We start from the raw sequence: 25274 nt of genomic DNA, 5'->3' as shown, positions 1-25274 counted from the left end.
TCCGGAAGAAGGCGGGCATCTCAGGAAGAGGTTGGTCTAGTGGATGGCGCACACCGGCCCGTTCGGCGAATCACGATGTGAGGAGCCTGCTGTCGAATCCGGCGCGAAGAAGAGCCTGGTAGGCATGATGGACCTCTCCTGGGACGGGCTGCTCGATGGCGTAGCCGAGCCTGGGGTACTCGATCACACGCTGAAGGTCGCCGACGAGCATGTCGATGACCAATTTCGGATCGCCGATCGAGCGGATGTAGCCGTCCAGCTCCAGCGACTCGGAGGCGCACACCACCTCGATCTCGGGCCAGGCCTTTCGTGCGGTGGCGTAGGCGCGGCGCTCCATGTACGGCTTGGAGATGAGCAGGACGGAGCTGGGCTGGACTCCGGCCTCTGCCAGCACTTGCCGCGACAAGCTGATGTTCTGGCCGGTGTTGGTGGCGTTCGGTTCCAGCAGGATTGCCTCGTCGGGAATGCCGAGTTCGAGCGCGTGCTCGCGGTAGTGGACAGCTTCGCCTCGGGGGAAGCGTGCTGCGGTGGTGGGGCTGGTGGCACCGGAGAAGACGAGCAGGGGGAACCATCCGGCGCGGTAAAGTTCGGCGGCCGCTCGTGCGACTCCCAGATCGTGGCTGCCCAGGCCGATGGCCACGTCGCACCGGCTCAGGTCGTGGTGCATCTGGTGGTAGTCCCAGATGGTGCGGGTGTGCTGCCATTGCTCGTCGGTAATGACGTGCAGCTTGACGCTCACTTGGCTGCTCCCTGGTCGCCGTGGCGGGGGTGACGCGTTTCCCCCGCGGTGGTCCGCTGGATGCCTTCGATGCTGCGCAGTTGGTGCGTGAGCCCGTGCTGTGCGGCCTCGCGTGCGGCACGGTCGAGGATCATCAGCCCATCATCCACGGTGGTCCGACAGGAAAGCAGGATGTGCCCGTACGCCGTCTCCAGCCGGACCTGTTGCATGGGCGCATCGGTGACGGTGGGTGGCGCGGGCGAGGTCGATCACGCGTAGCGCCTCCGTGAGGTTTCCCCGCCCCGGTGGGCCAGAGCGAGTTTCTGATGCGCGACCGGCCAGCCCTCGGGTTCGCCAAGGCTCTCGAACTCACGGATGGCGGTCATCATCAGTCGGGCGGCGTCGTCGTACTTGCTCAAGGCGGTTCCGAGCCACAGCCGGGCCCGCGTCGTATCGCGTGGTGAGAGCTGGTCATCCACTGTCAGCGTCTTCATACTCCTGGGCGGCTTCGTCCAACACAGCGATGGGGGGCCAGCGCCTCCTGGCCACTTCTGGTCCCAGGTCTGGACGTGTGTTATGAACCGCTCGGCGAGTGCACCCGCCACGGCGGCCATGGCCGATGATGCCGAACTCGTAGCGGTGGTCAGTGTTCTCATGCTGCATGGGCCGCAGGGTGAGGTAGGCGAAGCTGTCCGGCGTGATGAGGGCTGGGCACCAGGCACCTCACACGCACATGGCTGCCTACAGATCGCCGCTCTCGAAGATGCACCCGAGGTCCTCACATGACCCGGAATCCAAGGCGATCGGTAATGACATTCGAGAGTGACGTGGACTCGCAGGATCGGCTATCCAAATATGCGGAAAGCCCATGTCACAATCCCCTGATCAGCGGCCATGGACGGCGTGTCCCTGTGAAGGAGCACCCCCGGTTCGATAGGTGTGACGCTCATGATGAACTTGCGTCCGGAGGATCAGCGGTGCTCGAAATCTCCCGGTGAGCGCCAGCGACATGCCCGATACTGGTTGCGTTGCGCGGGGGTGACCAACCCGTCGCCGGAACTGGTGGCGGCCGTAGCTGAGCACGCGGGCAGTTGCCCGAGCGGTTCCTGGAAGTCCATGGCCGTCGAGTGCCTGGCCCGCAAGGGGGTCATGCCCACTCCCGAGACCATCAACGACAAGTTGGCTGCCTGGACAGCGTGCCTGACCGAATACGCGCGACGCGCGGGGGAGGCCGAGCCGGAGCAGTGGGCTGCCAAGGTCATGCAGATGGGGCGGGGCCGCGGCCAGCGCGTGATCAAGCTGCCGCGTCCGGCTGTGGCGATGGCTTGGCTGGACATTCTGGGCCAGCCGGTGACCCTGCTCCAGATCGATCGGCTCGCGCCGTGGGTCCAGCGCATCGGCCATGTCACCCGCCGGGAAGTACTGGGCTGGCAGGCGTTGGTCAGCCGCGGTGAGCTGCCCACTCCGGAGGCCGTCGAGCGGGAGGTCCTGGCTCAGAGATCTCAAGTGCCTGACGATCTCGCTGGTCGGACAAGCGAGGTTGTCGCGTTCGTCACGAACTTTGTCGCCCGGCGCGATGTCGGCCCCACCTGGCAAGAGGTCGGGGCGACCTTCGGGTGGTCCCGCCCTGAGGTCGATGCGGCCATCCACCACCTGGGCGAGCACGGCTTGCTGTCATTCACCGAGACGAAGAGGTCCCTGCGCCCCGGGCCGCGCGGCATCGCGACAGCCTCCAAGCCCTCGACGGCATCCCGCTGTTGAGATGCTCAGTCCACGGGCCTCGACCTCAGCTCAGCGGATGTGATCGCGCCGCTGCACGATCAGTGCTTCGTCGAGAATGGCACGCGGTCGAGTTGCCGGGCCGTTTCGTAGGCCAGTTGGCCCGCGAAGACTTGCGTCAGGAGCGGCGAGAATTCCTCGCGTCCGGCCCCATGCAGAGGCATGATGTCGGCCAGCTTGACGAGGTCGGTGTCGGCAGCGTCGGCCACCGCGATGACCGTCCGGCCGATGCTGCGGGCCTGCTCCGCGACGATAACTGCTCTCTCGTGGCTGTATCCCGGAGTAGCCAGGATGATGGTCGGCATATCGCGGGGTTGAGCGAGGGCCTCGACGTGTTCCCATTCCTCAAGGTCTTGCCCGACGGCGAACAACCCTGCGGCTTCGACCAGTTTCGCGGCGGCGAACAGGGCGCCGCCGTAGCCGGGGCCGCAGCCCAGCATCATCACCACCGGCGCGTCCGCGAGCGTTGAGCCGCGTTGCGTGCAGATGGGTGCGATGGCCGAGCGGGTGGCTTCGATGGCGTCGCTGGTTGCGGACAGCTCTGCCTGGTATTGCTCGGCTTGTGCCGCCGTGTGGTGGCCGCGTACCCAGCCGAGTTCGATGGCCAGGAGGAACAGGCCGAGCAGGCTGGCCTGATAGGTACGTATGCCTGGGCAGGGCCGTAGTCCCGTCAGGGGAGCGAGCAGCGCGTGGTCGGCCGCTTGCGCCAACGGGCTGCCGGGGGTGGAGGTGACGGCCAGGGTGCGAGCGCCGGCCTCGTGCGCGCGGGCGAGCACCTGGAGGGCTCGGACGTTGCCACCGGAAGCGGAGATCGCCACGACGAGCGTACCGCGAGCTGCCTCTGGCGCGGTGGGAAGGCCGTACTTGAGCAGGCGTAGGGTGCTGAGCGGCGTACATCTCACCGCGGCCAGGGACGTGAAGGCCATTTCGGCGGCCAGGGCCGCGTGGTAGGAGTCTCCGTTGCCGGTCAGCACGACATGAGAGATGTCCGCCACGTCCACCGCTGCGATGACGGCTCGTGTTTGGTCGGCGAGTGGAGTGACCAGGCCGCGCACGTCGTCGGCCAGCGCCTTGACCTGGCGCGGCATCTCCTCCAGCCGGTAGGGGGCGTTCACGTCGTCCTCACCTTCGTTCGCGGATGGACGCGACGTAGGACTTGACCTTGTCGGGGTCGATGGCGCTGCCCCATCCGTCCGTCTCCAGACAGGTGCCGACGAACGCTCCGTCGGCTCCTTGCTGCGATCCCAGCAGGCGAGCGGCGTTGCCGTGGTGGGTGTGTCCGGCCAGGATGATCGGCAGTCCCGGGCAGGCCGCGCGGACTGCGGCGATCATCTCCATGGTGGTGTTGTCGTCGGTGTGGCAGAGCGAGACCGCGTCCGCGCCTGCCTGCCAGGCCGCGGAGGCGACTTCGGCTACGGTCTTGCCGCCGCCGAGCCAGGTGAAATGCATCGACTCCACCTCAGCGATGATCTTCACATCATGGGCGTCGATCTTCTTGCGGTAGTCCATCACTGCCAAGGGGTCGCCCTGCACCAGGCCGCTGGGCGACATGGTCGCTCCCACCAGCGCGCTCACCCGGGTGAAGGAGCCGCCCGCGACCTTCACCACGGCCAGCGAGGAGCGGACGGCGTTGCGCATCAACTGCGCCCCCACCCGAAAGCCTGCCCCGACCGCCTCCACCACCGCTCGTGTGATCAAGCTCAACGCGGCGATCCGCGCCGGGTCGCTGTTCTCGCCGGCGGCGTACACCCGGTCCACCGTCTGGATCAGGCAGCCGTCCGCACCGCCCTCTCGCAGTGCGCGCGCGGATCGCACCGCGGTGTGAAGGGTCTCCTGGAAGGAGCCGTCACGGTGGTAAGGCGTGCCCGGCATAGCCTGCAAGTGGATCATGCCCAGTACCAGCTTGCCCTGACCAAGCCAGGGAGTGCCCTGATCGGCCGGCACGTGTGCCTCCCGTCGCCTCACGTCCGTACGGCAGCGCGCCGATGGGCGCCGCCGCCCAAGATCTGCGGAGCACCTTTCACCATGACATCGCGAAGCAGACTCCGATAGACCTCATCGGTGAGCTGATTGCTCTGCGGTCCCGCACTGGCGCGATCCGTTCCTTGGCTACCGCTGGGATGCCGATGTTGCGTCGTCTACCTCACCAGGGCGTCGCGCAGGTCGACGAGCCTGGCGCCATCGGTTATGCGATGCCATTGACGCCAGGAGTAAATTGGATAGCCGGCAAGAACACTTGCGGCCCGGTCAGGGGTGCGATGCAGGCTGCCGTCTCTCAACCGCAGTAGTCCGTCCGCAGTCACCGTGGCATGATGTTGGTGTTTGAGCCGTTCCCGATGCCAGATGAACTCATCTTCTTTCACGATCAGACCGGCATTGAGAAGGGGGATGAGGGTGATATCGAGAGGCAATCGCCGGTCACGTGGTGGGCGTAGCCCAAGAATTTCTCTGAGTACGATATCTACTCCGCACTCGGAGCAGCTCCGCTCGTGTAGTGCTGCCAGTGTTTGATCACTGATTTCGACTGTCGGCATGTTGATCTCCCGTATGTCAAGATCCCTGAAGCATGCCGGGAACAGCTCGTAGCGGGTTGTAGTTGGTCATATCCTGGCTGAGCTGTCGAAAATTGCAGAATGTTGTGTCCACTGCAGGAGTAAGTGTCGTCCGATTGGCGGCCGGGCAGAAAGCTGTCGACTATGAGCGGCGCATGCCGTCTCGGCTAGCACGCAGAATTTGTCGGTCTTGAGCAAAGCTTCGCGTTGTGCGGCCAGCAGCGGAACATTATTTCCTGCTGGTAGAAAATGAGGGAGCTTCCTGTCATCCTGTACGCGGTGCGGCGATGGGTCAGCTCGTGTTAGGTGACAGGTGGAGGTGCTTTATGGGAAAAGCAGCCGGAATCGAAAGCAGCGCCAGTCGAAGGGGCGCCGTTGTGTAGTGGCTGATGCTACGGAAATCGGCCAACGCCACGGCGTTTTTACCCTGCGAGTCGGTGAACCCGCGACTGCGCCGGTATGTCTCGTTTTCCCTGCAGAGATCGCGGCCATCCTCGTGCAACACATGGATGAGGCGCGCATAGATGCCGAGGAGGAGTACTGGACGGTAGTCCCACCGCGGGTCAAGGCCATGAACACCGCTGACCCGGACGCCGTGAGCCAAGGGATTTCGCGGTGGTTGCTCAGCCTCAACTGGGAGAGAGTCGCGCGAGCCGCTACGGGAGGGCAGGCGTTCCTTGTCAGCTACGCCGGACACGTCGGTCTGTGCACCGAGCCTCCATTCACCGACGAATTCCTGATCGCCATCTTCGACCCCCTCCAACTTCAGCGGCTATCACCCGCGTTGAAACAGGCTGCCGCGACAGCCGTTAGCGAGTCACGCCGCATCGGCCCAACGACCCTCGCCCGCCTCAACGAAGTACGCCGGTTCGTCAAAGCACAGTCATGGCCGGCCATCAGCGTCCCAGAGGTTTCAACGGCTCAAGCCGAAGCCACGATAACCCATGCGTATCGCGGCTTCCTCGCTCGCGAACCCTATATACGACCTGCACGCCGTGATGTGCAGCCCAGGACAGGGTGACGTATCGGAGGGCCTCCGAGGGCCATGGCGTCCCGCGTCCCTCTGGCTGTCATCTATGATCTCCGCGGGGCTGCTGATCACAGAATGGCTCGTGACTTATCCTCCATTTTGCTCATCCTGGCATGATGTGCGCACCGTACGAAACATGGCGAGCACATTCGATGAGCAGGCTGGTGAAAACGCGGATCCGATCCCTCCGGCCACGGCAGGATGGCGGCATGGGCAACGAGCGCGCGGTGGTGCTGTGGGACTTGGAGAACGTGATCGGCGTGAACCCCGGCCCGGACCTGCTGGCATCCCGCCTGACTGCGGTGCGGGCCTTCGCCGAGCCGATCGCGGTGTGCTGGGCGGCCTACCCGGCCACGCTGCCGTCGGAACCGAGCCGCAAAGTCCTCAAGGCTCACGGCGTGAAAACCAGGTTGGCCAAGACTGGGAAGAACAGCGCCGACAAGGCACTGCTGGACCTGGCCCGCGAGGAAGCCGCCAAAGGGCATCGCCGCTTCGTGGTCGTCTCCGCAGACGCGGACTTCGCCGCGGTGGCCGACCTGGGCACGCTGGAGGTCGTCGTCCGGCAGAACCAGAAGATCAGCCAACGGCTGCAGCGACGGGCCACACGCGTGCACCGTCTGCCCGGCACCGCCGGGCAGACGCCTCGTGCTCGCGTCACACTCGCTGTGCCGAGACAGGCTCGCACAATGGCCGCCGGGCCCGTCGACCGTGTACAGCACCCTGCAGCCCTGGAGGCTGCTGGCCCTCCGTCCGGAAACGGCGGCGTCCGGCGGTCCGCCGTCATACATGCGGCGATGGCCGGGCTGGGGGTGTGGGCGGCCGGAGTGTGCTTTGGCGCGGGTGTCTCCGTGGGAGCGGTCCTGGTCCGGCGCCTGACACACAGGCATGCACAGGTGTCCCGTTGATCGGCGAGACACCGGTTCAGGACCCGGTTTTCGACGAGATAGCCCCAGAGGGAGACTGCATATGGTGCGCCCGAAATTCCGTATCACGTGCTGCCTGTGTGACAGGTTCATTTCCTTGGCCGCAGACGCCTACGACCTGGACCAGGAGTGGCAGCGCCGATTCCCCGCGATGAACGGCACCATCGCGTGCCCCTGTGCTCTCAAGGTCTCCTGGCAGTGCCATGAGCCGGGCGGCGGCTATGTGGAGGGCCACCTCCCTGCCGTCAACTCTACCGGCGAGCCCAAGCCTTCACGCCGTGACTTCGATGCCTGGTGCCACATCGGGGCACCCGGAACGCACGTCGCGAGGGTTCTCATGAACCCACGGTCGGGGTTGATCCAGGGCGCTGAGGAGTACCTGCGCTACACCGCCCAGCGCCGGGGCGTGGATCCCGTAGTCGCGGAGAGACTTCAGGCCGTCCTTAAGGAGTGGGACGCTGCCAAGCCGGGGGCTTCTGGTGAGTAATGACGTCGCCGAGCCGCCGGAGGCCGCGGATCCTGTCAGGCCGGGCGCAGGTCCAGAGGGTAGCGATATTGGGCAACCCGCTACATGCGGTCGCGGGAGGCAGCATTGGCTTGCCGGATGAGGAGGCCGCATGCGGTGGCGGAGACATAGCAAGCGACTCGCCGCGGAAGTCACCGAGGAGGGTTCCCGGTGGCGGCCGGTCGTCGCGGCGGTCCCAAGACATATGTTAGTGCCCCGGTGGTGGAGCACTCCGGAGGGCGAGCCGTGGGGTGTCTGGCAGGTGCGTGACGGCGCAGCGAACCCGGACGCATGGGCGCGGGCCGTCTACCGCAACGTTTCCTTGGTGACCGAGGTGGTGCGCAAGCATGCTGACCTCGCCGCTGACGGCACTGTCCTGACCGGTAGGCCTACTTCGACCTCGGCGATGCCGAGTCTGGTTCTGCGGCTGCTGCGCCACGCTCAGATACAGGATGGGGCGCGCATCTTGATTGTGGGCACGGGGTCGGGCTATCCGGCTGCCCTTGCCGCCCACCGGTTCGGTGCCGAGCTGATCACCTCGATAGATATCAGTACGTACCTGACGGACGCTGCGGCCGGTCGCCTGGATGCGCTGGGGCTGCGGCCGACGCTGCTCATCGGGGACGGGACGGGGCCGCTGCCGGGCTCTTACGACCGGATCGTGTCCATGACGGGAGTGCGTCCGATTCCTACGTCGTGGCTGACGGCCTTGCGGCCCGGCGCCCGGCTGGTGACCAAGATCGCCGCAACTCCACTCATTCTCTGCGCGGTTAAGAACACCGACGGGCGAGCCTATGGCCAGATCGCATGGGACCGTGGAATCTTCACGGCCGCCGACACGCCCAGCCAGAACCCGCGCGAGGCTGTACCGGCCGTCACCGAGGACACCAGTGGGGAGGAGGGCATGAGCCGCTTTCCCGTGGCGCGCATCCGGCCGTTCAGCGATCTGGCTGTCATGCTGGAACTCGCAGCGCCAGGCGTCCGGCACCAGTACGAAGAACACGCCGACGGACGGCACACCATACGCATGTCGCACCCAGATGGTTCCTGGGCCCGCGCCACTGCCTGCGCCGATGAGCCGTCGCCGGTCGTTCAGGGCGGCCCGCGACGCTTGTGGGACCTATGGGACGAGGTCCGCCACGACTGGCTCCTTCGGGGAAGCATGCCGGCATATGGGGCTCAGGCTGTGATTGAGTCCAACGGCGCCGTCCAGTTGTCGCGCGGCACGTGGCGATGCATCGTCCAGTAGCCCATGCCGATCTCGCTGGCTAATCGTGGTCTATCGGTTGAAAGCGATGACGGTCGTCCCACCAGATCGGATAGAACACTCGCGGCGACTCCCTCGGTAGGACGCCCCAGCGCCGGTCTTTGATTCACCCGGAAGCGGGCAACATGTCCGTCGAGCAGGACAGGCAGCGCGACCGGCTCCAGACCGAGGTGCAGCAGTTAGCGATGGCCGTCGCGCTGTCGTCGCCCCGTCGCTGGCAGATCTGGAAGATCGTCGTCCGAGCACAGGCCTTGTCCGAGGTGCGGCGCTTGGTGTCCGAGCACACCGGCGTAGCCTCCTGACGGACGAACAAGGACCTGGCTTCCAGCGATTGGTCGAACTGGGCCGCCCTGTCGGGGTGATACCAGCGGCCAGGGTAGAAGGTGGGGCCTATGCCTTCGGCGGCGAGGTCGATTCGGGCCGCAGGGGAAGGGCATTCCTTGCCTGCGGGGAGCCTGGTCAGGAACTGGAGGTCTCCTGGGGCGAGTCGCTGAGAAAGATCAGAGGTCGAAGCTAGGGTCTGGGAGGTGCCGACACCGACAGAGACCGTCACCTCCGAGTCCGCGCAGCAGCTCCGCTCTGCGATGGTCGCAGCACTGCTGGAGCAAGGCTCGATTCGCCGGCCCGAGGTGGCGGCGGCGTTTCTCAAGGTTCCCCGTGAGGTTTTCGGCCCGGAAGCCACGAGTCTGAAGGCTGTCTACGCGGTCTATGAGGTCATCCGGACCCGGTTCAACGACCGCGGGAGGGCTACCAGCTCTGTCAGTGCGCCGTGGCTTCAGGCGCAGATGATCGAGGCGGCACGGATCGGGCCGGGCGATCGGGTGCTGGAGATAGGTTCCGGGGGCTACAACGCCGCCGTCATCTCCGAGATCGTTGGACCTGAAGGGCACGTCGTCACCGTCGACATCGACCCTTGGGTGTGCGAACGAGCGACCAGGTTCCTCGCCGGGACCGGCTACACGCAGGTACAGGTCGTTCTCGGCGATGCCGAACACGCCGTCAACGACCTTGGCCCGTTCGACGCCATCTTGGTGACGGTCGGGGTCTGGGACTGCCCGTGGGCCGGACTGCTCGCACCGGGCGGTCGTCTGGTCGTTCCGCTGATCTTCAAGTCGACCACCAGGTCGATCACCTTCGTCCAGGAAGGAGATCGGCTTGTCGGCCATGATCCGACCGTGTGCGGGTTCGTCCCCCTACAAGGTGAGGGTGCCCACCGGTCTCAGGAAGCCGAGCTGGCCGGCGGTGCCGTCTCGTTGACGATCGACGGCGGAGCCGAACTTGACGAGGCCGCGCTCAATCGTGCGCTGGAGGCGGACCGGACGGAGCTGTGGACGGGCGTCACGGTCGACAGTCATGAGTCGTTCGAGACGCTGAACCTGTGGATTGTGACCGAAGACGATCTGTTCGGGCACATTTACCGCGACCCCGCCAGTGAATGCGCCCTCGTTCGTACCGCCGCGCGCTGGTTCTGCCCGGCACTCATCGCGCCCGACAGTTTCGCCTATCTCACCGCCCGCGAAGCCCACCGCGACGATCAGAGCGGCAAGGTCCGGCATGAATTCGGCATCTACGGACACGGCCCACAGGGCGCCGATCTGGCCGACCGCCTGCACGAGCACGTGCTGACCTGGGATCGTGACTGGCGGCACCGCTCCGGACCCTGCTTCACCCTCTACCCCGTGGACGCCGCGATTCCCGAACCCGCCGTCGGCAGGGTCTTCCGCAAGCGCCACACGCAGCTGCTCATGCAGTGGCTGACGTGATCGGATCGGACTCCGGGGCTATCACGCTGAGGGCGAGGCCGGTGAGTCATTAGGCCGCCGGCAACGTGAGGTACAGGCGTTGCAGAGCTGCTGCGCCGGCCTCCTCGATTTCTGGCAGGGCTCCTCGTGCGGCTCGCATGGCGCGTTGGATCTGATGAGGAAGGCGTGTGTTCTCCGCGGTCGCGATCGATTGCAGAAGTGCTTGGGAGGCTGCGGTCTTGTCGCCCGTGGCGCGGAAGACTTCGGCGACGGTGACGCGTTCGATCGTCTGCCATTGCGGCGCGACACCAGCCGCATCCGGTGTGTCCGCTTCTGCCAGACGCGCCGCTTCCTGTAGACGGCCTGTAGCGAGCAACCCGCGGAGGTGGACTTCTCGTAGGACGAAGGGATTGACCAGTGGCGTGCCGTGGTGGGAGTCAACGAAGCGTCGCAGGTCAATGATCGCGTTGTCGAAGTGCTCGACGTTGCCGAGTTCGGCGAGCGTACGAGCCAGAGGGATGAGGACTGCGCCGCGTTCGGATGCTGGAGCGATGTCGGATGCTCGCTGCAGCCGAGCTGCGGCTGCCGGCTTCTTTCCGATCTTGCGTAGTTCGTTGCCATGGACGCGTAGAGCACGGGCAAGAAGAGCGACGTCGTCGAGGCGATGGGCGATGAGGAGCGCGCGGCCGGTCCAGCGCGCAGCGGCTGCGAGGCTTTCCTCGGGAAGAACGTCACCGAGGGCGACGCCGAGCATGGCGCGGGCTTGTCCGAGGAGTTGCGCGGCGGCACGGTCGGCGCGCCCTTGGGCAAGCCGTGCTTCGAGTCGCCAGACCAGAGGCCACAGTTCGTTGATGGCCTCGGCGCTGTGTCCTGACTCGCGCGCCACCGAAGCCAGGCGGATGGTGGATTCGCCAAACTTGATCATAGAGATGAAGTCGGCGTCCGCAGGGTCGGTGACACCGAGCACGTGTGGGGGCAGCCCCAGATGGTGTGCCACCCGTCGCAGGGTGGGCACGTCGGTGATGACGCGCCGCTCATTCTCGATCATCGAGATGTAGGTCGTGTCGTACCCGAGCGCCGAGGCCAGGGCGGACTGAGTGACCTGCGCGGTGTGTCGGTACGCCTTGATGATCACTGCCAGGTTGCCTGAGGCCAGCGCTGGGCTCGCGGACGGCGATGTCCACAGCCAGAGCGGTGACCCGGTAGAAGCGAGGCTGGGCAGTGGGGCGCCGCTGATGACGTGACAGGCCGGGCACAGGCGGGAGGCGTTCCATCCGTCGTCGACGACGGTCTCGCACGCGGCACACAGCATGAGCTACCTCACTGGATCACGCAGCCTGGAGAACCAGTCGGCGATGGACCGCTTGTAGCCTTGCGGCATCCGCAGGTTCTCCACTTCCTGCTCAGCGAACAGGCCGACCTGTTTGTGCTCGTGGCTGAGCACCGGCGGCTTGTCGGTGGTCACCGTGGCGCCGTAGGTCACGATCAGCACGTCGACGCCGTCGCGGATGTGGTACTGCCAGGAATCCAGGATCGGCCCGATCTGCGCGTCCCAGCCAGTTTCCTCGCTGATCTCGCGCTCCAGGCGAGCTGGCGGGTCTTCGCCGAGCTCCAGTTTGCCACCGGGCAGTTCCCATTCGTCGCGTTCGTTGCGCAGCAGCAGCACCTGGCCATCACGGACGATCACGCCCTTCACCGACACAGGAAAGGTGTGGGGGCGGTAATTCATCAGCAGCGGCCTCTCTCCGTTGATGGCTGTGCCTGGAACCTAACACGGTCGACCACCGCTGACCGGGGTTCCGGAGGTTGACAATCTGTCACTTGTCCAATCCGCAGGGTCTACCGGACGCTGAAGCCGAGACTCCCCGCCCGGCAGATATCGGAGGTGATGACGGTGGAGCACGAGGCTTTCGCCAGCCACTACGTGAGCCTGGCGAACAGTGATGGGCTGGTGCGCGCCGCCGCGATGTTGTCGCGCGACGGTCTGGTCACGTTCGACGGGGTGCACGACCGGCAGTCGGTGGTTGAGCTCGCCTCGCGGCTGCTGACTGCGAGGGAGCACCGGGACGCCGCGGCGGACGGTGTGACGATGATCGCCGACCGGGGCTCCGTCGCTGATCGTCTCGGCTACGCCGGATTCGGGGCCGGAGAATTGGAGCCGCACACGGACTCTTCGGCGCTGGCCCAGCCGCCCAGGCTGGTGATGCTGGTGTGCGTCCAGCCGGCGGATTGCGGGGGCGAGTCCTCCGTGGTGGACGGGGCCGCCGTCTATGCCGACCTGGGCGGCCGCTCGTCTGACCTTTTGCAGGCATTGAAACAGCCTGGCACGGTCCGGTTCGGCGATCCGGGCTATTGGGGGTCGGTGTTCGAGCCGACGGTGGACGGCCGGCTGACGATCCGGCTCCGTCTTGACGGCCTGGAGCATTTCACCAGCCCCGTTGTCGAGGCCGTTCCAGCGCTGCGCGCCGCGATCAGTAGGCATGTGCGGGTATTGCCGCTGCAGCCAGGACAGGGCTACCTGCTGGACAACTGGCGCATGCTGCATGGGCGCCGCGGTTTTCGGGGATCTCGCCTGATGTATCGCGTTCTCGGCGACCCCGTGACTAGCTGTGTGCTGCCCTCTGGATTCATGCCGCGCTCTCTTTCCATGGTGGGAGCGTCTTCTGACGGGTGGGATCGTCCATGACGATCTCAGTGGCAGCCCGCTGGGCAGGTGCGCAGGGCCTTGTCTGGGTGGCGTCCGCCGTGTGGCGGGCGTGCGGCGGCTCACCGTCTGCTCGCCGCCGCATACCAGGCACAGATGGCGGCCCTCCCCGGAAGAACCTCAGACAGCGCCATCAGCGGCCTACGCCTCCAGGAGAGGAAGGCTTGCCGCAGGGTCAGGCCGATACCGCCGCCGACGTGGTGGCCGGAAGGCATGTCATGGACCTCCAGCAACGCGCCTGTGGGCTGTTCCTGTTGATGTACTCGCTCTACTGGCGCCGCTTTGTGGCCATCTACATGGGCGAATGCGATCACGGCATCATCCTCCGGGCGGCCACGCCAGATGAGTTATGGCAGCTCATGAGCCGTGTTGCACCACCGGACTGGCAGAGCAGTTCCCTTCCACCCCTCGTGGCCAGGCCCTCCTCGGCCGTCGACGCGCCCGGCATGCCGCCTGTACTTCCAATCGAAGACACCGGCCGACTCTCAGGCCGTTGATCGCGCTCTCAGAGCCGCCGACGCTGAACCCCTTCCCTTCACGAACGCCAACGCAGGACAGGAGCAGAAGCCAATGAGCACTTCAACCATCGAGCAGGGCGCCGAACAGGTGAACGAGGTCGCCGGGGCGGAAGCAGCGTTCGTCCCGTTCAACCTTGACATCAAGCTCGTGGAGAACACTCCGGCGGCCAACACGTCGCTGAGGTGTGGCACCGGCGACACGTGCGGGAGCTCGTGTCCGAGCGCCTGCACCACGTCATAACCCCATCAGCCCGGTTGTCTCTCGACCGGAGCCGGACCTTCCGCGCTTCCCGGATGGTGAACAGGAACGGAGTGAACACAATGACGCGGACGCGGATCAGACGGTATCGCCGCATCGGCGCCGGGATGCTGCGCGCCACGCTGCATGTGCCTCCTCCTGCTCTTCCGGATTGGCCGAAACCGGGCTGCTCGATCGAGCAATGGCGGTCGTGGCTGTCCCCGGTGTGGGCCGATGAGCCCTTCCGGCAGGCGGTCACCAACGCCAGCCCGGACCTGGCCCGCCAGGTCCGGGCCGTGCTCGACGGGCAGGTGGACAACCCCCGCCGGGCCCGACGCGCCGCGCTCGCCGTCGCCCGATACGCCCTGCGTTACGCGCACCGCTCCACCCCGTTCGGCCTGTTCGCCGGTGTCGCCCGGGTCGAGTTCGGCGACAGGTCCCTCGTACGCGTCGGGGATGCGCACAAGGCCGTCAACCGGCCCGACCCCGCAGCCCTGGACTCGGCGATCACCGCGTGGGAGACCTGCGGGGAACGGATGGCCGACGTCGAGGTGTGCGTCAACAACCTCGCCCGCATGCGCGACGGCCGCGTCCATGTTCCGGCCGAAGGCGCGGACGAGTTCTCCCTGGCATCAACGACGGCGGTGGAGCTGGTACTGCAGGCCGCCAGCTCCCCGATCCCGTACGCCGCCCTGCTGGGGAAGCTCGCCGCCGAGTTCCCGCACGTCGAACCCTGCCGCCGGGCCGAGCTGGTCGCTGAGCTGCTGCGTACGCGGCTGCTGCGCTCCCGGCTTCGTGCCGCCGCCACCGTCACCGACCCGGCCGCCGTCGTGCCGCCCGCACTCCTGGCCGCCTGCCACCGCAAGGCAGTGGACGTGCGGTTGGACGCCGAAGTACGGCTGCCCGAAACGGTCGCGGTCGAGATGGAAACCGCGGCGACCGTGCTGGCTCGGCTCGCGACCCATCCCGCCGGTACTCCGGCCTGGCGGCGCTACGCCGAACGGTTCGTCGACCGCTTCGGCGAGGGGACCGAGGTCGCGGTGGAGCAGCTCACCGACCCCGGCAGCGGATTGGGCCTGCCGGACGGGTTCGGCCTGCTGTCAGAGCCGCCGAGGCCGATGTCGCGCCGCGACCGGCTGCTGCTGGACCTCGCTGGGACGGCCGCCGTCGAGGGCAACAGGGCGGTGATCTTGTCCGAGGCGATGATCGAGGACCTGGAGGCCGCCGCGGCTGAGCCGTTCACCGATCTCGCGCCCGCGCCCCACTTCGAGGTGTGCGCCCAGGTTCAGGCCCGGACGATGGCGGCTCTCGACGCGGGCGACTTCCGGCTGCGCGTCCACACCGTCTCCCGCGCGGCCGGCGCCATGTCCGGACGGTTCTGGCATCTGCTGCCGGACCTGGCCACTGGGTATGCCGCTCTGCCCACCGTCGCGCCCGGCGCGGTGCCGGCGCAGCTGTCGTTCCACCCCACCCGGGCCGAGGCCGACCTGCTCACGCGGGCACCACACGTCGTGCCGAAGCTGGTCAGCGTCGGCGAGTACCGAGACAGCGGACAAGAGAACGTGCTGCATCCGCGTGATCTGGTCGTCGGCGCCCGTGACGGCCACCTGTATCTGGCGGTGGCTGCGACCGGGGAACGCCTTGAGCTGCTGGCACCCACGGCGATCAACTTCCTGTGGAACAACTACACGCCGCCGCTGGTCCGGTTCCTGGCCGAGATCAGCCGCGCCGCCACCGCGCAGGTGACGTGGTTGGACTGGGGCGCCGCGTGGACATTGCCGTTCACCCCGGCCCTGCACTACCGCCGCACCGTCCTGGTCGCCGCCCGCTGGCAGCTACGCGCCCAGACGCTGCCCGGCCGTACGGCGCACCAGGAGGTGTGGGCCGAGCGCCTGCACGCTTGGCGTGGCCGTGCCGGGGTGCCTGAGCGGGTGCTGCTGGCCGTCGACGATCAGCATCTGCCGCTGGACCTGGCGCGGGAGATGGACGTTGACCTGCTGCGCGCGCACCTGGGCGGGCAGCCGGTCGCGGTGTTGTTGCAGGCGCCGCCGCCGGATGCCGATGGGTGGATCGGCGGGCGGGCGCACAGCATCGTCGTCTCACTGGAGTCGAAGCGATGAGCGAGCTGGCGACGCAGGCCCTGGCCGAGGGCGCGCTCGGGGCAGCGCTGCTGCACATCGAGCACGCCGACCTCGCCGCCGCGCGACCCCTGCTGCAGGAGGCGGTCGCCGGCGGGGTCAGTATCGGCTCCAACGCCAGCCTCTATCACGGAGCCCCGGCCCTGGAGTTCGTCCTCGGCCGTGCCGGGCGTATCGACCGCGAGGTACAGGCAGGCGTCGACCGGGTCGTGGCCGCCCGCCTGGCCGCCGCCCGCCGGCGACGGCTGGCCCGGCACCTGCCGACGCTCGCGGAATTCGACCTCATCCGCGGACTGACCGGGCTGGGGGCGCTCCTCCTGGCCCGTCCCGGCTCCTCGCCGCTGCTCGAAGGCATTCTGACCCACCTGGTGTCGTTGGCGTGCCCGGTCGAGACCGAGGGCCGGATGCTGCCCGGATGGTGGTCGCCGGACAGCCCCACGCACGAGGTGGGCATCCCCGGCGGCCACGGCAACAACGGCATCGCGCACGGCATCGCCGGACCGCTGGCGCTGCTGTCCCTGGCCGCCCGCCGCGGCATCCGCGTCGACGGCCAGAGCAGCGCCATCACCACGTTCGCGACCTGGCTGGAGAAGTTCGGCAGCTCCTACTGGATCACTGTCGATCAGCTCACCGCCGACGAGCCTTCGCAGGTGCCGGCCTTGCGGCCGTCCTGGTGCTACGGGGACCTGGGGATCGCCCGCGCGCTGCAGCTGGCCGCGCTCGCGCACGGCGACCCTGCCCGTGGGCAGAGGGCAGAGGAAATCGCCCTGGCGGCCCTTGCCGACTCCGACCGTCTCGACCGGGTGAGCGATGCCTCCCTCTGCCATGGCTGGGCCGGACTCCTGACCGTCGCCACCGCCCTCGCTGCTGACAGCGCCACCCCCGACCGGTTCACCGCGAGCATCCAGCACGCCCGCCGGCGCCTGGCCGCGGGAATCGGCGAGCTGTCCAAGCCGGGGTTTCTGGAAGGGCGTGCCGGGGCGCAACTGGCGTTGGACGGCTCCAACGTCACCGGCTGGACCTGCGCCCTGCTGATCCACTAACCCTCCGCCGTACAGCCGAACCCCAAACCGAGCAGGAGCGACAACGACGACATGGACAGCTACGAGGACAATCTCGCTCCACCGGCCGAGCCGGAGTGGTGGCAGGCCACGATCCGTTTCCCCGGCGATGCCGGGGTGAGCCCCGAGGCGGCGGCCAGGCTGTCGGCCGCGCTGACCGGACGGCGCTTCCACTTCCTGCGCAAAGACGGAGGGCTGCGGCTGCGCACGGACCGTCCCGTGGACGTCCTGCTCGACCAGCTCGTCGCCGACGAGATGGCGGCCGGGTGGGTCGGCGGCATCTACGAGGCTGAGACCGACGCGTTCGGCGGCCCGTGGGGCATGGCCATCGCCCACGCGGTGTTCTGCGCCGACAGCCCCGCCGCGTTGGCCGAGACCGGCAGCCCCGACAGCAGAGAACGGTGCATCCTGCTGCTGTCCTCGATGTACCGGGCAGCTGGGCTTGACCCGTTCGAGGTCGGTGATGTGTGGGCGAAGATCGGTGACCTCCGTCCGCCGATCGACCCGCCCGCCGAGGCTCGCAGGGCGGCGGCGATCACCACGATGCGGCGCCTCATGAACGCCGATGCCGCCCAGCGGCCCCACCCCGAACCGGGCTGGGTCGAGCGTGTCGCCGCGTTCGAGGACGCCGGCCGCCGCCTTGCCCGCCTCGCAAAGGAGGGGCAGCTGAAGCGCGGTTTGCGCGCCGTCCTCGCCCACCACGCGATCTTCGCGTTCAACCGGAACAACACGCCCGTGGCCGAGCAGGCCGCGACCGCGTGGCTGGGCTGGCAGGCCGCCTTCGGAGATACCGAACCGGAGGCCGCCTCTACCAGCCGGTCCGCACCAGTAACCCCCGCCTTCACCAGGATGGAGACCGCCATCAGCACCACCGTCGACCCCACCAAGCTGCGCGAGGCCATGGTGGCCAAATACATCGACTCCGGCCACCTGCGCACCCCGCAGGTCATCGACGCTTTCCGCACGGTCGAGCGCCACATGTTCATCCCCGACGCCGACGTCGAGGCCGCCTACGTCGACGACGCCGTGCCGATCAAGCACGACGCCGGCGGCGAGATGATCTCCTGCATCTCCGCGCCGTCCATCGTCGCCACCCAACTGGAGCAGGTAGGCGCCTGCCCCGGCCACAACGTCCTGGAGGCCGGGGCGGCCACCGGCTACAACGCCGCACTCCTCGGCCACCTGGTCGCCCCGACCGGCCGGGTGTGGACGATCGACGTCGACACCGACCTCGTCGCCACCGCCTGCACCCACCTGCAAGCCGCCGGGGCCGGCAATGTGACCGCGGTGCTCGGCGACGGCGCGGCCGGGCTGCCGGAGCACGCCCCCTTCGACCGCATCCAGTTCACCGTGGGCGTCGGCGACATCCCCACCACGGTGCTCGACCAGCTCGTCCCCGACGGCCGCCTGGTCATCCCGATGCGCATCCGCGGCAGCATCTCCCGGAGCTTCGCCTTCGAGCGCGACGGCGACATCTGGAAGACCGTGTCGTGTGAGATGGCGACCTTCGTGCCGCTGCGCAAGGGCATCTGCGACGACCTCTACACGCGCGTCCAGATAGCCGGGGAAGGCGACGTCCACTTGGAGACCTTCAGCGAGCAGCGCGTCGACCGCGAGGCGATGCGGATGATCCTGGACACCCCTGCCCGCCCGGTCTATACCGGGGTGAAGTTCCGGCAAGGCGACCCGTGGCAGTGGGTGTATCTGTGGCTGGCTTGCGTCCTGCCGAACGGGCTGTCCCGGATGCCCGGCCGGCGGGCCGGGTTCACCCCGCACTTTGCGTGGGGTTCGATGGCGGCGCTCGACGGCGACACCTTGGCCTACCTGACCATCCGCGAAGGAGAAGACACCCAGGGACGCTTCTGGGCGATCGGCGTCATCGGTCATGGCCCACGCGCCGCCGTCCTCGCCGAGCAGGTCGCCACCGCGATCGAGGAATGGGACCGCACCTACGGCAACCAGGCTCCCGCCCCCGGCTTCCGCATGGCCACCGGCGACAGCCGTGACCAGCTCAAGGCGGCCGACCCGCGCTTCATCATCGACAAGCCCGCGAGCCGGCTCGTCGTCGACTGGCCGTAGAAGGGACACAAGCGTCGTGATGAACCCGGTGATCGCCGCCCGCATCCCGCTGGTCTGCCGTACCAAACCGCCTGGCAAGCCCCTGGCCGCGCGCATCGCCGATCTCACCGCGCTGAGCATCGAACCCGCAGGTGCCGACCACCACGACCTGGTGGCCCGCGCCTGCGGGGTCCTCAACATCTGCGCGCTCATCGCCTCCGACGCCGGGCTGCCCGACCTGGCCGCAGATCTGTGCTGGAGACAGCACAAGATCTTCGCTGAGAGTGGCAGCCTCGACCGGGAGAGCGCGGTCATGTCGTTGATGCCGCTGATCAACATCTCCCGGTTGCTGATCCGCGAAGGCGACGGCAAAGCCGCCTACGAGGTGCTCGACCAGCTCTACCGCGCCGCCCAGCAGCGCAGCTCCATCGTGATCCACGGCCACGACGTCGACCTGACGCCCCTGATCCACAGCCGCGACGGCCACCGCGCGCTCTGCACGGAGCTGTGGATCGCTCTGCTCATCGACGGGGCCCGAGCTCTCGCCCAGCAAGGCCGCTGGAGCGAGGCAGCTGACGCGATGGCCGCCCATCGCGGCATCGGCGACCGGCTGCTCGACGGACGCCAACTCAAGATCATGGCGCTGATGGAACAGGGACTCCCCGGCGAGGCCGCCGCCGTGATCGATGACACCGTCCCTGCGGAATCGTGGGAGCACACCGTCGCGGGGCTGTTGCGCGTCGCCTGCCGCCCGCCCGACACACCTACCCCATCGGGGGAGTCTGACCATGTCGTCCAGGAGGTGCTGCCTCTGATCACTCAGCCCGAACCGATGACGGCGGCTTTCCGGGCCCGACTTGGCTTGACCGCGCTCGACCTGATCGCCGGCCGATCCTCCTCATCTGCCTTTCGTTTGGGCGTAGCGCTTGTCGAGGTTGCTTCCACCGACGCCTACGCCGCCCGCGATGTCCTCGGCCATCAGGGGATGCGCTCCCACATGACTGACCAGCAGCAGCAGAACCTCGGCGCCGTGATCACCGCGGCAGGGCTCGGAATCGGGCGTCTGCCTCAGGTCTACGAGTACGCTCTGGCCGCGGCTGTGGGTCATGCCGAAAGCCGGCTGCGGGCGCTGCTCAGCCAGGATGGCTTCTCACGGGGCCCAGGAACACGCGATGGACCTCCCTCCCAGCCCTGACGGCGGCTACTACGGCTGGACCTCTACAGGAGGTACGCCGCGCTGGCGCTGGGTTGCATGGCTATTCGCCCGCTTCAGCGAGCCGACCCTACAGAGCAGCGATCCGGGGCCAGCCGGAGAAGACGCCGACCTTCCTTGACCGCTCGAACGGGGCAGAAGAGTGGCTTGACCATTTAGGACCTCGGCCAGTTGGTTCTGTCGGTAGTTGGTGACGTCAGTTGGTCGTGAAAGCTGACGGCACCAGGTGATGGCCCAGAAAGACGTTCGCGAATTCTGACGTCACCATCGGGGTTGCGGTGTCAAGCGCGATGTGCTCAGTAAAGGAGCACCCCCGATGCCGCCTGGCCAGTCGAAGGCCGAGTTGTACGCCGCGCTGCGGCGCGACTCCCGCGATGGCATGTCGAACCGGGCGTTGCAGTGCAAGTACGGCGTCACCTGGAGCACGGTCAACAAGGCCCTGACCTCGGCTTGGCCGCAGCCACGCACGACAACCGCTTCGGCGCGGCCGTCGAAGCTGGATCCGTTCACGCTGCTGATCGACGAGACCCTGCTCATTGATCTGGACGCGACCAGGAAACAGCGCCACACCGTCACCCCGGATCTACCGCCGACTGATCGACGAGTACTCCTTGTCCGAGGCGTTGCGTTGACCACTTGAACCCGCACCGATGAGAGGGCGCAAGCGTCCTGCGAGCAACCGCGCGGTCCGGCCAGGGACTGAGAGTCCGGTGTTTATACCTTGCTCGCGACCACCATGTAGTTCTCGGCCTCAAGATCGAACGTGCTCAGTTCCGTTTGGAGTCCGACCCGGTGCAGCTCGACTTCGAGTTCCTCGTACCGGTAGGGCCAGCAGGACAGCAGTTCCGAGCGGACAAGAACCAACCCGGTCGCATCAACTCGCGCGATCGCAATCTCGATGTGGTGCTCCTCCTCCCAATGCGGCGCAATCTCCCAGCGGTAGACCACGACGGCATCGCGACCGTTCCGGCGGACGAGTCGGTCACTGATCTCCAGCCGGGAACCTCTGGCCCTCACGAGTTCCCAAGTGCGGGATGTGAGTACCAAGCGCCCGCCGGGGCGCAGAAGCCGTGACATCGACTCCAGAGCAGCACCCCTGCCTGTCGCGCCCGCGGCATGGTGAAGCGAGTTGCCAACGCAGAACACCATGTCGAACGTGTTGTCCTGGAAATGGTCGGGCAACTCTTCCCAGTTCGCCCGTACGGCCCGGACGGATGCCCCGAACTCCTCAGACAACTCTGCAGTCCGACGAACCATCGCCTCGCTGGCGTCAGTTGCGACAACCTGCATGCCACGACCGGCGAGGCCAACCGCCAACTGTCCGGTTCCGCACGAACAGTCGAGGACGTGAGCGTTCGACGGCAGGAGACTGAGGACGTCATCGAACGACGCAGCGAACTCGGCTGGAGGCAACTTTGCATCCGAGATGAGCCATTCGTACACCTCGGCAAGCACGTCATAGCCTGTCACAACCACTACCTCCGTCACGCGGCAGACTCACGGTAGGGACGTCAGTCCATCAGCGGAGCAAGCCGGGCACCAATGGTTTTCGCGCGGATGGCTCTGACGGTGTTTGTGGGTTGTCAGTTGTCCGTCTGTCCCGTAACAGCGAACCCTGAGTTGTGACAACGAAGGTTGAGTGATCAGCGCGTCGTCTGGTTGTGGACATAGAGCCTGATCAGGCCGTAGGAAATCGAGACGTCGTGCTCGTCCATGAGCCGTGTCCAGATCTCTGTAGGGCGGTGACCGTTCTCGATCAGGGGCTCGATGAGGTGCTGGACCGGATCGATGGCCGAGGGGCGGCGGGGTAAGGGCTTGCGGGCCGGAGGCTCGGGGTTGGTGAGGGCGGCTTTGACCGTGCGTCCGGTGACGTGATGGCGCCTGGTCAGGGCGCGCATGGACAAGTTCTCGGTCTCGGCATCGTGACGGATCCGCCGGTAAAGCTCTGCCTTATCGATGCGTTTGGGCTTGTTGGAAGGGCCGGGTTTGTCTCGACCGGGAGCGGGGCCAGTGTCGGAAAGCGTCTTTCGCAGCACCTGAGGGGCGCGTCCGGATAAGACGGCGAGTCGTTCGAGACGCGGCTTGCCGAACCACGTCGGTGGGCTGGCGAGGAAACCGTGCAGGTAGCTGGGCTTGAGGTGGTTGGCCCGGGCCAGACGGCGGATGTAGGAGCCGATGGTCTCGCCCCATCCGCAGCCATGCGTGATGGCTGGCTACGGTAGGTGTCGTACAGAGAAACGGCCCCGACCCGTTCACGCCGGGGTTCTCACGGAGGCGGGTCTGCCCCGAGCCGCTGGCCGCAGCCGTCACGAGCACGGAGTTCGATCAGCTCATCAGAGACTCGCACGATGAGGCGCTCAACGAGGTCGGCCTGGATGTCGGGACGCCGGTTCTCCGCATCGGTGGCATGGTCATGTTCGACCCCGTGATCACGCCGGCTCCTTGTGGTGAAGCTGCCGGACGGCCTGGTCATGGTCGCCAGGACCGGACGGCTTCTTCGAGCTCAACGGAGCCGTGATCGGACCGTCAAATCGTCCGTTGAGTGAGTGGACACCACAGCTTGGCCGAGGTCGGCTGAGGCTGCGATCGTCGAGGCTTTCGCGTTCGGTTTCGGCAAGGAGCCGAACAACGACTGCGGAGCCTCGACCGGTGTGCCTCGTGATCTGGTGCCGTGCCGGCGAAAGCGTTCGACGGGTCCGGTCACCCGGTCCGGGCCGGTACCGCTCGCACAATGCGATACCCGACAAGGCACTCGACCTCAGCGAGGGGGTGCCAGGCGGCACCCCCCACCTCGGACTCCTGGATATGCCCACGTCCGTATCTGTCACGAAGGAGTAGCCCATGTCCCAGGGCGTCATGACCCTTGCCGTTGCCAACCGTGCGCATGCTGTCCACCCTGATCGGAGGGTTGAGGCCGCTACGGTGCTGAACTGGGAGAATACGCACGGCAGGCTGTCAGCCGAAGAGACGATGGCATGCGATGTTGCGCACCTGGAACTCACGTTTGCGAGGGGGGAACAACTCGTCGCACTTCATGTCGATCAGCGAGGGGCCTCCATTGCGTTCGGTGAGATCGGCCCAGGCTGTGCGGGGATCGCTCGGTACGTGCTTCTGCCGAGGGCTGGACCGGGGAAAGGGGCGGTCAGCTGCGGGACTGGCCGGCGGGCGTGGGCGTAGGAGTTCGTGGCGGCCGTGCGGCTCATGGATGTGTGCACGGTTTCTGACTGCGCCCACGTGCTTGGCGGTGCCCCGTCCGTCGTCTGCTTTTCCGATCCCGTGAGGGAGCGCCAGTGACACTGGTACGGAGGAGGTGGATGAGATGTTCGACTTACGCCACGGTAGAGAAGGCGTAGCGACATTATGGCCAATGACGCCTCGCGTAGCATCCGCGGCTTGAGGCGAAGAATCCTGCTGACCGTCGGTTCTGACTGTCCCAGTGCCGCCCAGAGCTATCGCTGCGGCGATGACGGTGGCGGCTCCGCCTGCCAGCAGCAGGATCTTGGCGAACATTTGCCTACGCGGTTGGTCACCCTTGTCGGGCATGGCTGGCCCCCGATGCTCTTGATCGTTACGGTGCGTAGCGTAGCTGTGGCACCTTGGGTAGCCTGCCGACTTGGATCTTGCCTTGCCGATTCCTGACGTTGACGTTTCGGTACGATTCGCCGGATGGCTGCGCCCCTGCCCGGAAAGCCGCTTCCCTGATGGCTGCGAGGCTGCCGTCGTCGGGGACCGCTGTGCAGGCAAGAGCGCCTCAATCGCTGAGCGCTCTTGTCTCAAGCAGCTTACTGATTGGATACCAGACGCAGATCGGTAGCTTAAGGTAGCGTGATGAATGCTTTGCGTTACTGAAGCGTCTGGAGTGTTGATGCGTCTGCCCCTGCTTGTCGCCAATGCCGGTCTTTGCGCTGGCCTCGTCCTTGTGGCCATTCCCGCCCATGGAGATACTCGCCCGAACGCGGTCTTTCTCTCCGTTACGGCTCATGGAAACACCACTCTGAAGGCGGTCTATCTGCGGTGTCCAGGCATGACGGAGGGACACCCGTATGGCAGGGCCGTATGCGCCGTCATTGATGCCATTGACGGCGACTTCAACCGTCTTCCTAGCAACCCAAACCGTCGGTGTACCGAAGAGAACGCCTCGGTCACAGCGACGATGGGCGGCCTGTGGAGGGAGCGGTCCATCAGCTGGCAGAAGACTTTTCCCAGCGCTTGTGCGCTCTACGCCAAGACGGGCCCGGTCTTCCGTTTCTGAGAAAGTCGGTCCGGGTTTCATGTGATGAGTGCGGTTTGGCTGGTGCGCGCGGTCCGTTCACCAGGGAGCGGCCGAGGCGGTGATGGCGGGGGTGCGGCCATCGCGTACTTGACGATGTTCGGCCCTGGAGTTGCTGAAGCGCCCGTTTATGCACGGCGTCCACATCTTCTAGGAGTGGCGTAGAGCCGTGTCCCGACACCGTTCGGATGGTGTCCCGCCGAGTGGTGGATCAACGATCTCGTCGTGCCTCGCCAGCCGATTTGGGCAAAACAAGAGCGAGCGGGTGTCACGTAACCGTCGAGCCGTGAGTCCTCCATGCAGGAATAAGTCCGTAAACACGGAGTGCGGCACGATTTCAAGTCTTTGTGATTTGCATTCAATTTCCGTGGCGTGGTGCGAAGGGTGAGGTGGTAGATCGTTTGGCGTAGCCAAACCCTCTGGAGGAGGCTGGTGATTCGGGAAGGTCTTCCAAGCGACTGGAAATGCGAGCATTCCGGGCTTTTGGGTCGCGTGGTCATCGCGGGCGCGTTGATGTGCGTTGTGCTGGATGGTTCGAGCGTGGCTTTGGCGGGTGTG

At 66.6% G+C, this 25274-nt stretch carries 27 protein-coding genes; 17 read left to right on the top strand and 10 right to left on the bottom strand.

Features of this window, described 5'->3' with window-relative positions:
* Positions 1–70: 70 nt before the first annotated feature.
* From ACFPZ3_RS29870 to ACFPZ3_RS29860, 3 genes are read right to left on the bottom strand one after another with little or no spacing between them, the layout of a single operon-like run.
* On the bottom strand, positions 71–739 hold the full coding sequence (locus tag ACFPZ3_RS29870) for a YdcF family protein (protein WP_379517596.1): 669 nt from the start codon (positions 737–739) through the stop codon (positions 71–73).
* Positions 736–948, bottom strand: a complete 213-nt coding sequence (locus tag ACFPZ3_RS29865; protein WP_379517595.1) for a hypothetical protein — start codon at positions 946–948, stop codon at positions 736–738. The genes ACFPZ3_RS29870 and ACFPZ3_RS29865 overlap by 4 nt, the downstream gene beginning before the upstream one ends.
* 39 nt (positions 949–987) lie before the next feature.
* Positions 988–1212, bottom strand: coding sequence for a hypothetical protein (locus ACFPZ3_RS29860; RefSeq protein ID WP_379517594.1), 225 nt, complete (start codon positions 1210–1212; stop codon positions 988–990).
* A 454-nt stretch (positions 1213–1666) separates the two neighbouring features.
* Here ACFPZ3_RS29860 and ACFPZ3_RS29855 point away from each other — a divergent pair, with 454 nt between their 5' ends.
* Positions 1667–2479, top strand: coding sequence for a hypothetical protein (locus tag ACFPZ3_RS29855; RefSeq protein WP_379517593.1), 813 nt, complete (start codon positions 1667–1669; stop codon positions 2477–2479).
* A gap of 59 nt (positions 2480–2538) precedes the next feature.
* Here the strand turns inward: ACFPZ3_RS29855 and ACFPZ3_RS29850 are convergent, their stop codons facing one another.
* The 3 genes from ACFPZ3_RS29850 to ACFPZ3_RS29840 all read right to left on the bottom strand — a co-directional run bounded on the left by ACFPZ3_RS29850 (position 2539) and on the right by ACFPZ3_RS29840 (position 5031).
* Positions 2539–3612, bottom strand: coding sequence for an SIS domain-containing protein (locus tag ACFPZ3_RS29850; protein ID WP_379517592.1), 1074 nt, complete (start codon positions 3610–3612; stop codon positions 2539–2541).
* Positions 3613–3619: 7 nt separating this feature from the next.
* Positions 3620–4441: a BtpA/SgcQ family protein gene (locus ACFPZ3_RS29845; RefSeq protein ID WP_379517591.1), complete on the bottom strand. Its 822-nt coding sequence runs from the start codon at positions 4439–4441 to the stop codon at positions 3620–3622.
* Positions 4442–4635: 194 nt separating this feature from the next.
* Entirely contained in the window at positions 4636–5031 is a 396-nt protein-coding gene (locus ACFPZ3_RS29840; protein ID WP_379517590.1) for a restriction system modified-DNA reader domain-containing protein, read from the bottom strand.
* A 331-nt stretch (positions 5032–5362) separates the two neighbouring features.
* Between ACFPZ3_RS29840 and ACFPZ3_RS29835 the strand changes: the two genes are divergently transcribed.
* From ACFPZ3_RS29835 to fxlM (ACFPZ3_RS29810), 6 genes are all read left to right on the top strand, one after another.
* Positions 5363–6070: a hypothetical protein gene (locus ACFPZ3_RS29835; protein WP_379517589.1), complete on the top strand. Its 708-nt coding sequence runs from the start codon at positions 5363–5365 to the stop codon at positions 6068–6070.
* A 218-nt stretch (positions 6071–6288) separates the two neighbouring features.
* Positions 6289–6984, top strand: coding sequence for an NYN domain-containing protein (locus tag ACFPZ3_RS29830; RefSeq protein ID WP_379517588.1), 696 nt, complete (start codon positions 6289–6291; stop codon positions 6982–6984).
* Between the two features lie 115 nt (positions 6985–7099).
* Entirely contained in the window at positions 7100–7489 is a 390-nt protein-coding gene (locus ACFPZ3_RS29825; RefSeq protein ID WP_379517587.1) for a hypothetical protein, read from the top strand.
* A gap of 343 nt (positions 7490–7832) precedes the next feature.
* The gene (locus ACFPZ3_RS29820; protein WP_379517586.1) at positions 7833–8756 is read left to right on the top strand and encodes a methyltransferase domain-containing protein; all 924 of its coding nucleotides are present in this window, start codon (positions 7833–7835) and stop codon (positions 8754–8756) included.
* Positions 8757–8899: 143 nt separating this feature from the next.
* On the top strand, positions 8900–9076 hold the full coding sequence (locus tag ACFPZ3_RS29815; protein WP_379517585.1) for a hypothetical protein: 177 nt from the start codon (positions 8900–8902) through the stop codon (positions 9074–9076).
* 225 nt (positions 9077–9301) lie between these two features.
* Entirely contained in the window at positions 9302–10537 is a 1236-nt protein-coding gene (fxlM, locus tag ACFPZ3_RS29810; RefSeq protein WP_379517584.1) for a methyltransferase, FxLD system, read from the top strand.
* 49 nt (positions 10538–10586) lie between these two features.
* On the opposite strand, the gene ACFPZ3_RS29805 is transcribed toward fxlM (ACFPZ3_RS29810), so the two are convergent.
* Together ACFPZ3_RS29805 and ACFPZ3_RS29800 are read right to left on the bottom strand one after the other, a co-directional pair.
* Entirely contained in the window at positions 10587–11651 is a 1065-nt protein-coding gene (locus ACFPZ3_RS29805) for a helix-turn-helix domain-containing protein (RefSeq protein ID WP_379517583.1), read from the bottom strand.
* 180 nt (positions 11652–11831) lie between these two features.
* Positions 11832–12212, bottom strand: coding sequence for an NUDIX hydrolase (locus tag ACFPZ3_RS29800; protein ID WP_379517582.1), 381 nt, complete (start codon positions 12210–12212; stop codon positions 11832–11834).
* Positions 12213–12404: 192 nt separating this feature from the next.
* Between ACFPZ3_RS29800 and ACFPZ3_RS29795 the strand changes: the two genes are divergently transcribed.
* The 8 genes from ACFPZ3_RS29795 to ACFPZ3_RS29760 all read left to right on the top strand — a co-directional run bounded on the left by ACFPZ3_RS29795 (position 12405) and on the right by ACFPZ3_RS29760 (position 21086).
* Positions 12405–13202 carry a TauD/TfdA family dioxygenase gene (locus ACFPZ3_RS29795; protein ID WP_379517581.1) on the top strand — a complete coding sequence of 266 codons (798 nt, stop codon included), beginning with the start codon at positions 12405–12407 and terminating at the stop codon, positions 13200–13202.
* 182 nt (positions 13203–13384) lie between these two features.
* The gene (locus ACFPZ3_RS29790) at positions 13385–13717 is read left to right on the top strand and encodes a hypothetical protein (RefSeq protein WP_379517580.1); all 333 of its coding nucleotides are present in this window, start codon (positions 13385–13387) and stop codon (positions 13715–13717) included.
* Between the two features lie 73 nt (positions 13718–13790).
* Positions 13791–13979 (top strand): FxLD family lanthipeptide, encoded by a 189-nt coding sequence (locus ACFPZ3_RS29785; protein ID WP_379517579.1) that lies wholly within the window; start codon positions 13791–13793, stop codon positions 13977–13979.
* Between the two features lie 80 nt (positions 13980–14059).
* Entirely contained in the window at positions 14060–16096 is a 2037-nt protein-coding gene (locus ACFPZ3_RS29780; RefSeq protein ID WP_379517578.1) for a lantibiotic dehydratase family protein, read from the top strand.
* Positions 16093–17157, top strand: a complete 1065-nt coding sequence (locus tag ACFPZ3_RS29775; RefSeq protein ID WP_379517577.1) for a lanthionine synthetase LanC family protein — start codon at positions 16093–16095, stop codon at positions 17155–17157. Before ACFPZ3_RS29780 ends, ACFPZ3_RS29775 begins: the two co-directional genes overlap by 4 nt.
* 51 nt (positions 17158–17208) lie before the next feature.
* Positions 17209–19254, top strand: a complete 2046-nt coding sequence (fxlM, locus tag ACFPZ3_RS29770) for a methyltransferase, FxLD system (protein ID WP_379517576.1) — start codon at positions 17209–17211, stop codon at positions 19252–19254.
* Between the two features lie 19 nt (positions 19255–19273).
* Positions 19274–20428: a hypothetical protein gene (locus tag ACFPZ3_RS29765; protein WP_379517575.1), complete on the top strand. Its 1155-nt coding sequence runs from the start codon at positions 19274–19276 to the stop codon at positions 20426–20428.
* Positions 20429–20762: 334 nt separating this feature from the next.
* Entirely contained in the window at positions 20763–21086 is a 324-nt protein-coding gene (locus tag ACFPZ3_RS29760; RefSeq protein ID WP_379517574.1) for a hypothetical protein, read from the top strand.
* Positions 21087–21160: 74 nt separating this feature from the next.
* On the opposite strand, the gene ACFPZ3_RS29755 is transcribed toward ACFPZ3_RS29760, so the two are convergent.
* Positions 21161–21934: a class I SAM-dependent methyltransferase gene (locus ACFPZ3_RS29755; protein WP_379517573.1), complete on the bottom strand. Its 774-nt coding sequence runs from the start codon at positions 21932–21934 to the stop codon at positions 21161–21163.
* Between the two features lie 155 nt (positions 21935–22089).
* Positions 22090–22344, bottom strand: a complete 255-nt coding sequence (locus ACFPZ3_RS29750; protein WP_379517572.1) for a hypothetical protein — start codon at positions 22342–22344, stop codon at positions 22090–22092.
* Between the two features lie 311 nt (positions 22345–22655).
* Here ACFPZ3_RS29750 and ACFPZ3_RS29745 point away from each other — a divergent pair, with 311 nt between their 5' ends.
* Together ACFPZ3_RS29745 and ACFPZ3_RS29740 are read left to right on the top strand one after the other, a co-directional pair.
* The gene (locus tag ACFPZ3_RS29745) at positions 22656–22964 is read left to right on the top strand and encodes a mycothiol-dependent nitroreductase Rv2466c family protein (protein WP_379517597.1); all 309 of its coding nucleotides are present in this window, start codon (positions 22656–22658) and stop codon (positions 22962–22964) included.
* Positions 22965–24278: 1314 nt separating this feature from the next.
* Positions 24279–24698 carry an SSI family serine proteinase inhibitor gene (locus ACFPZ3_RS29740; RefSeq protein WP_379517571.1) on the top strand — a complete coding sequence of 140 codons (420 nt, stop codon included), beginning with the start codon at positions 24279–24281 and terminating at the stop codon, positions 24696–24698.
* Positions 24699–25274 lie beyond the last annotated feature (576 nt).

The organism is Nonomuraea insulae (genome assembly GCF_042656245.1).
The sequence above is the reverse complement of the archived record's forward strand: the minus strand, read 5'-3'. Positions and strand labels throughout refer to the sequence as shown.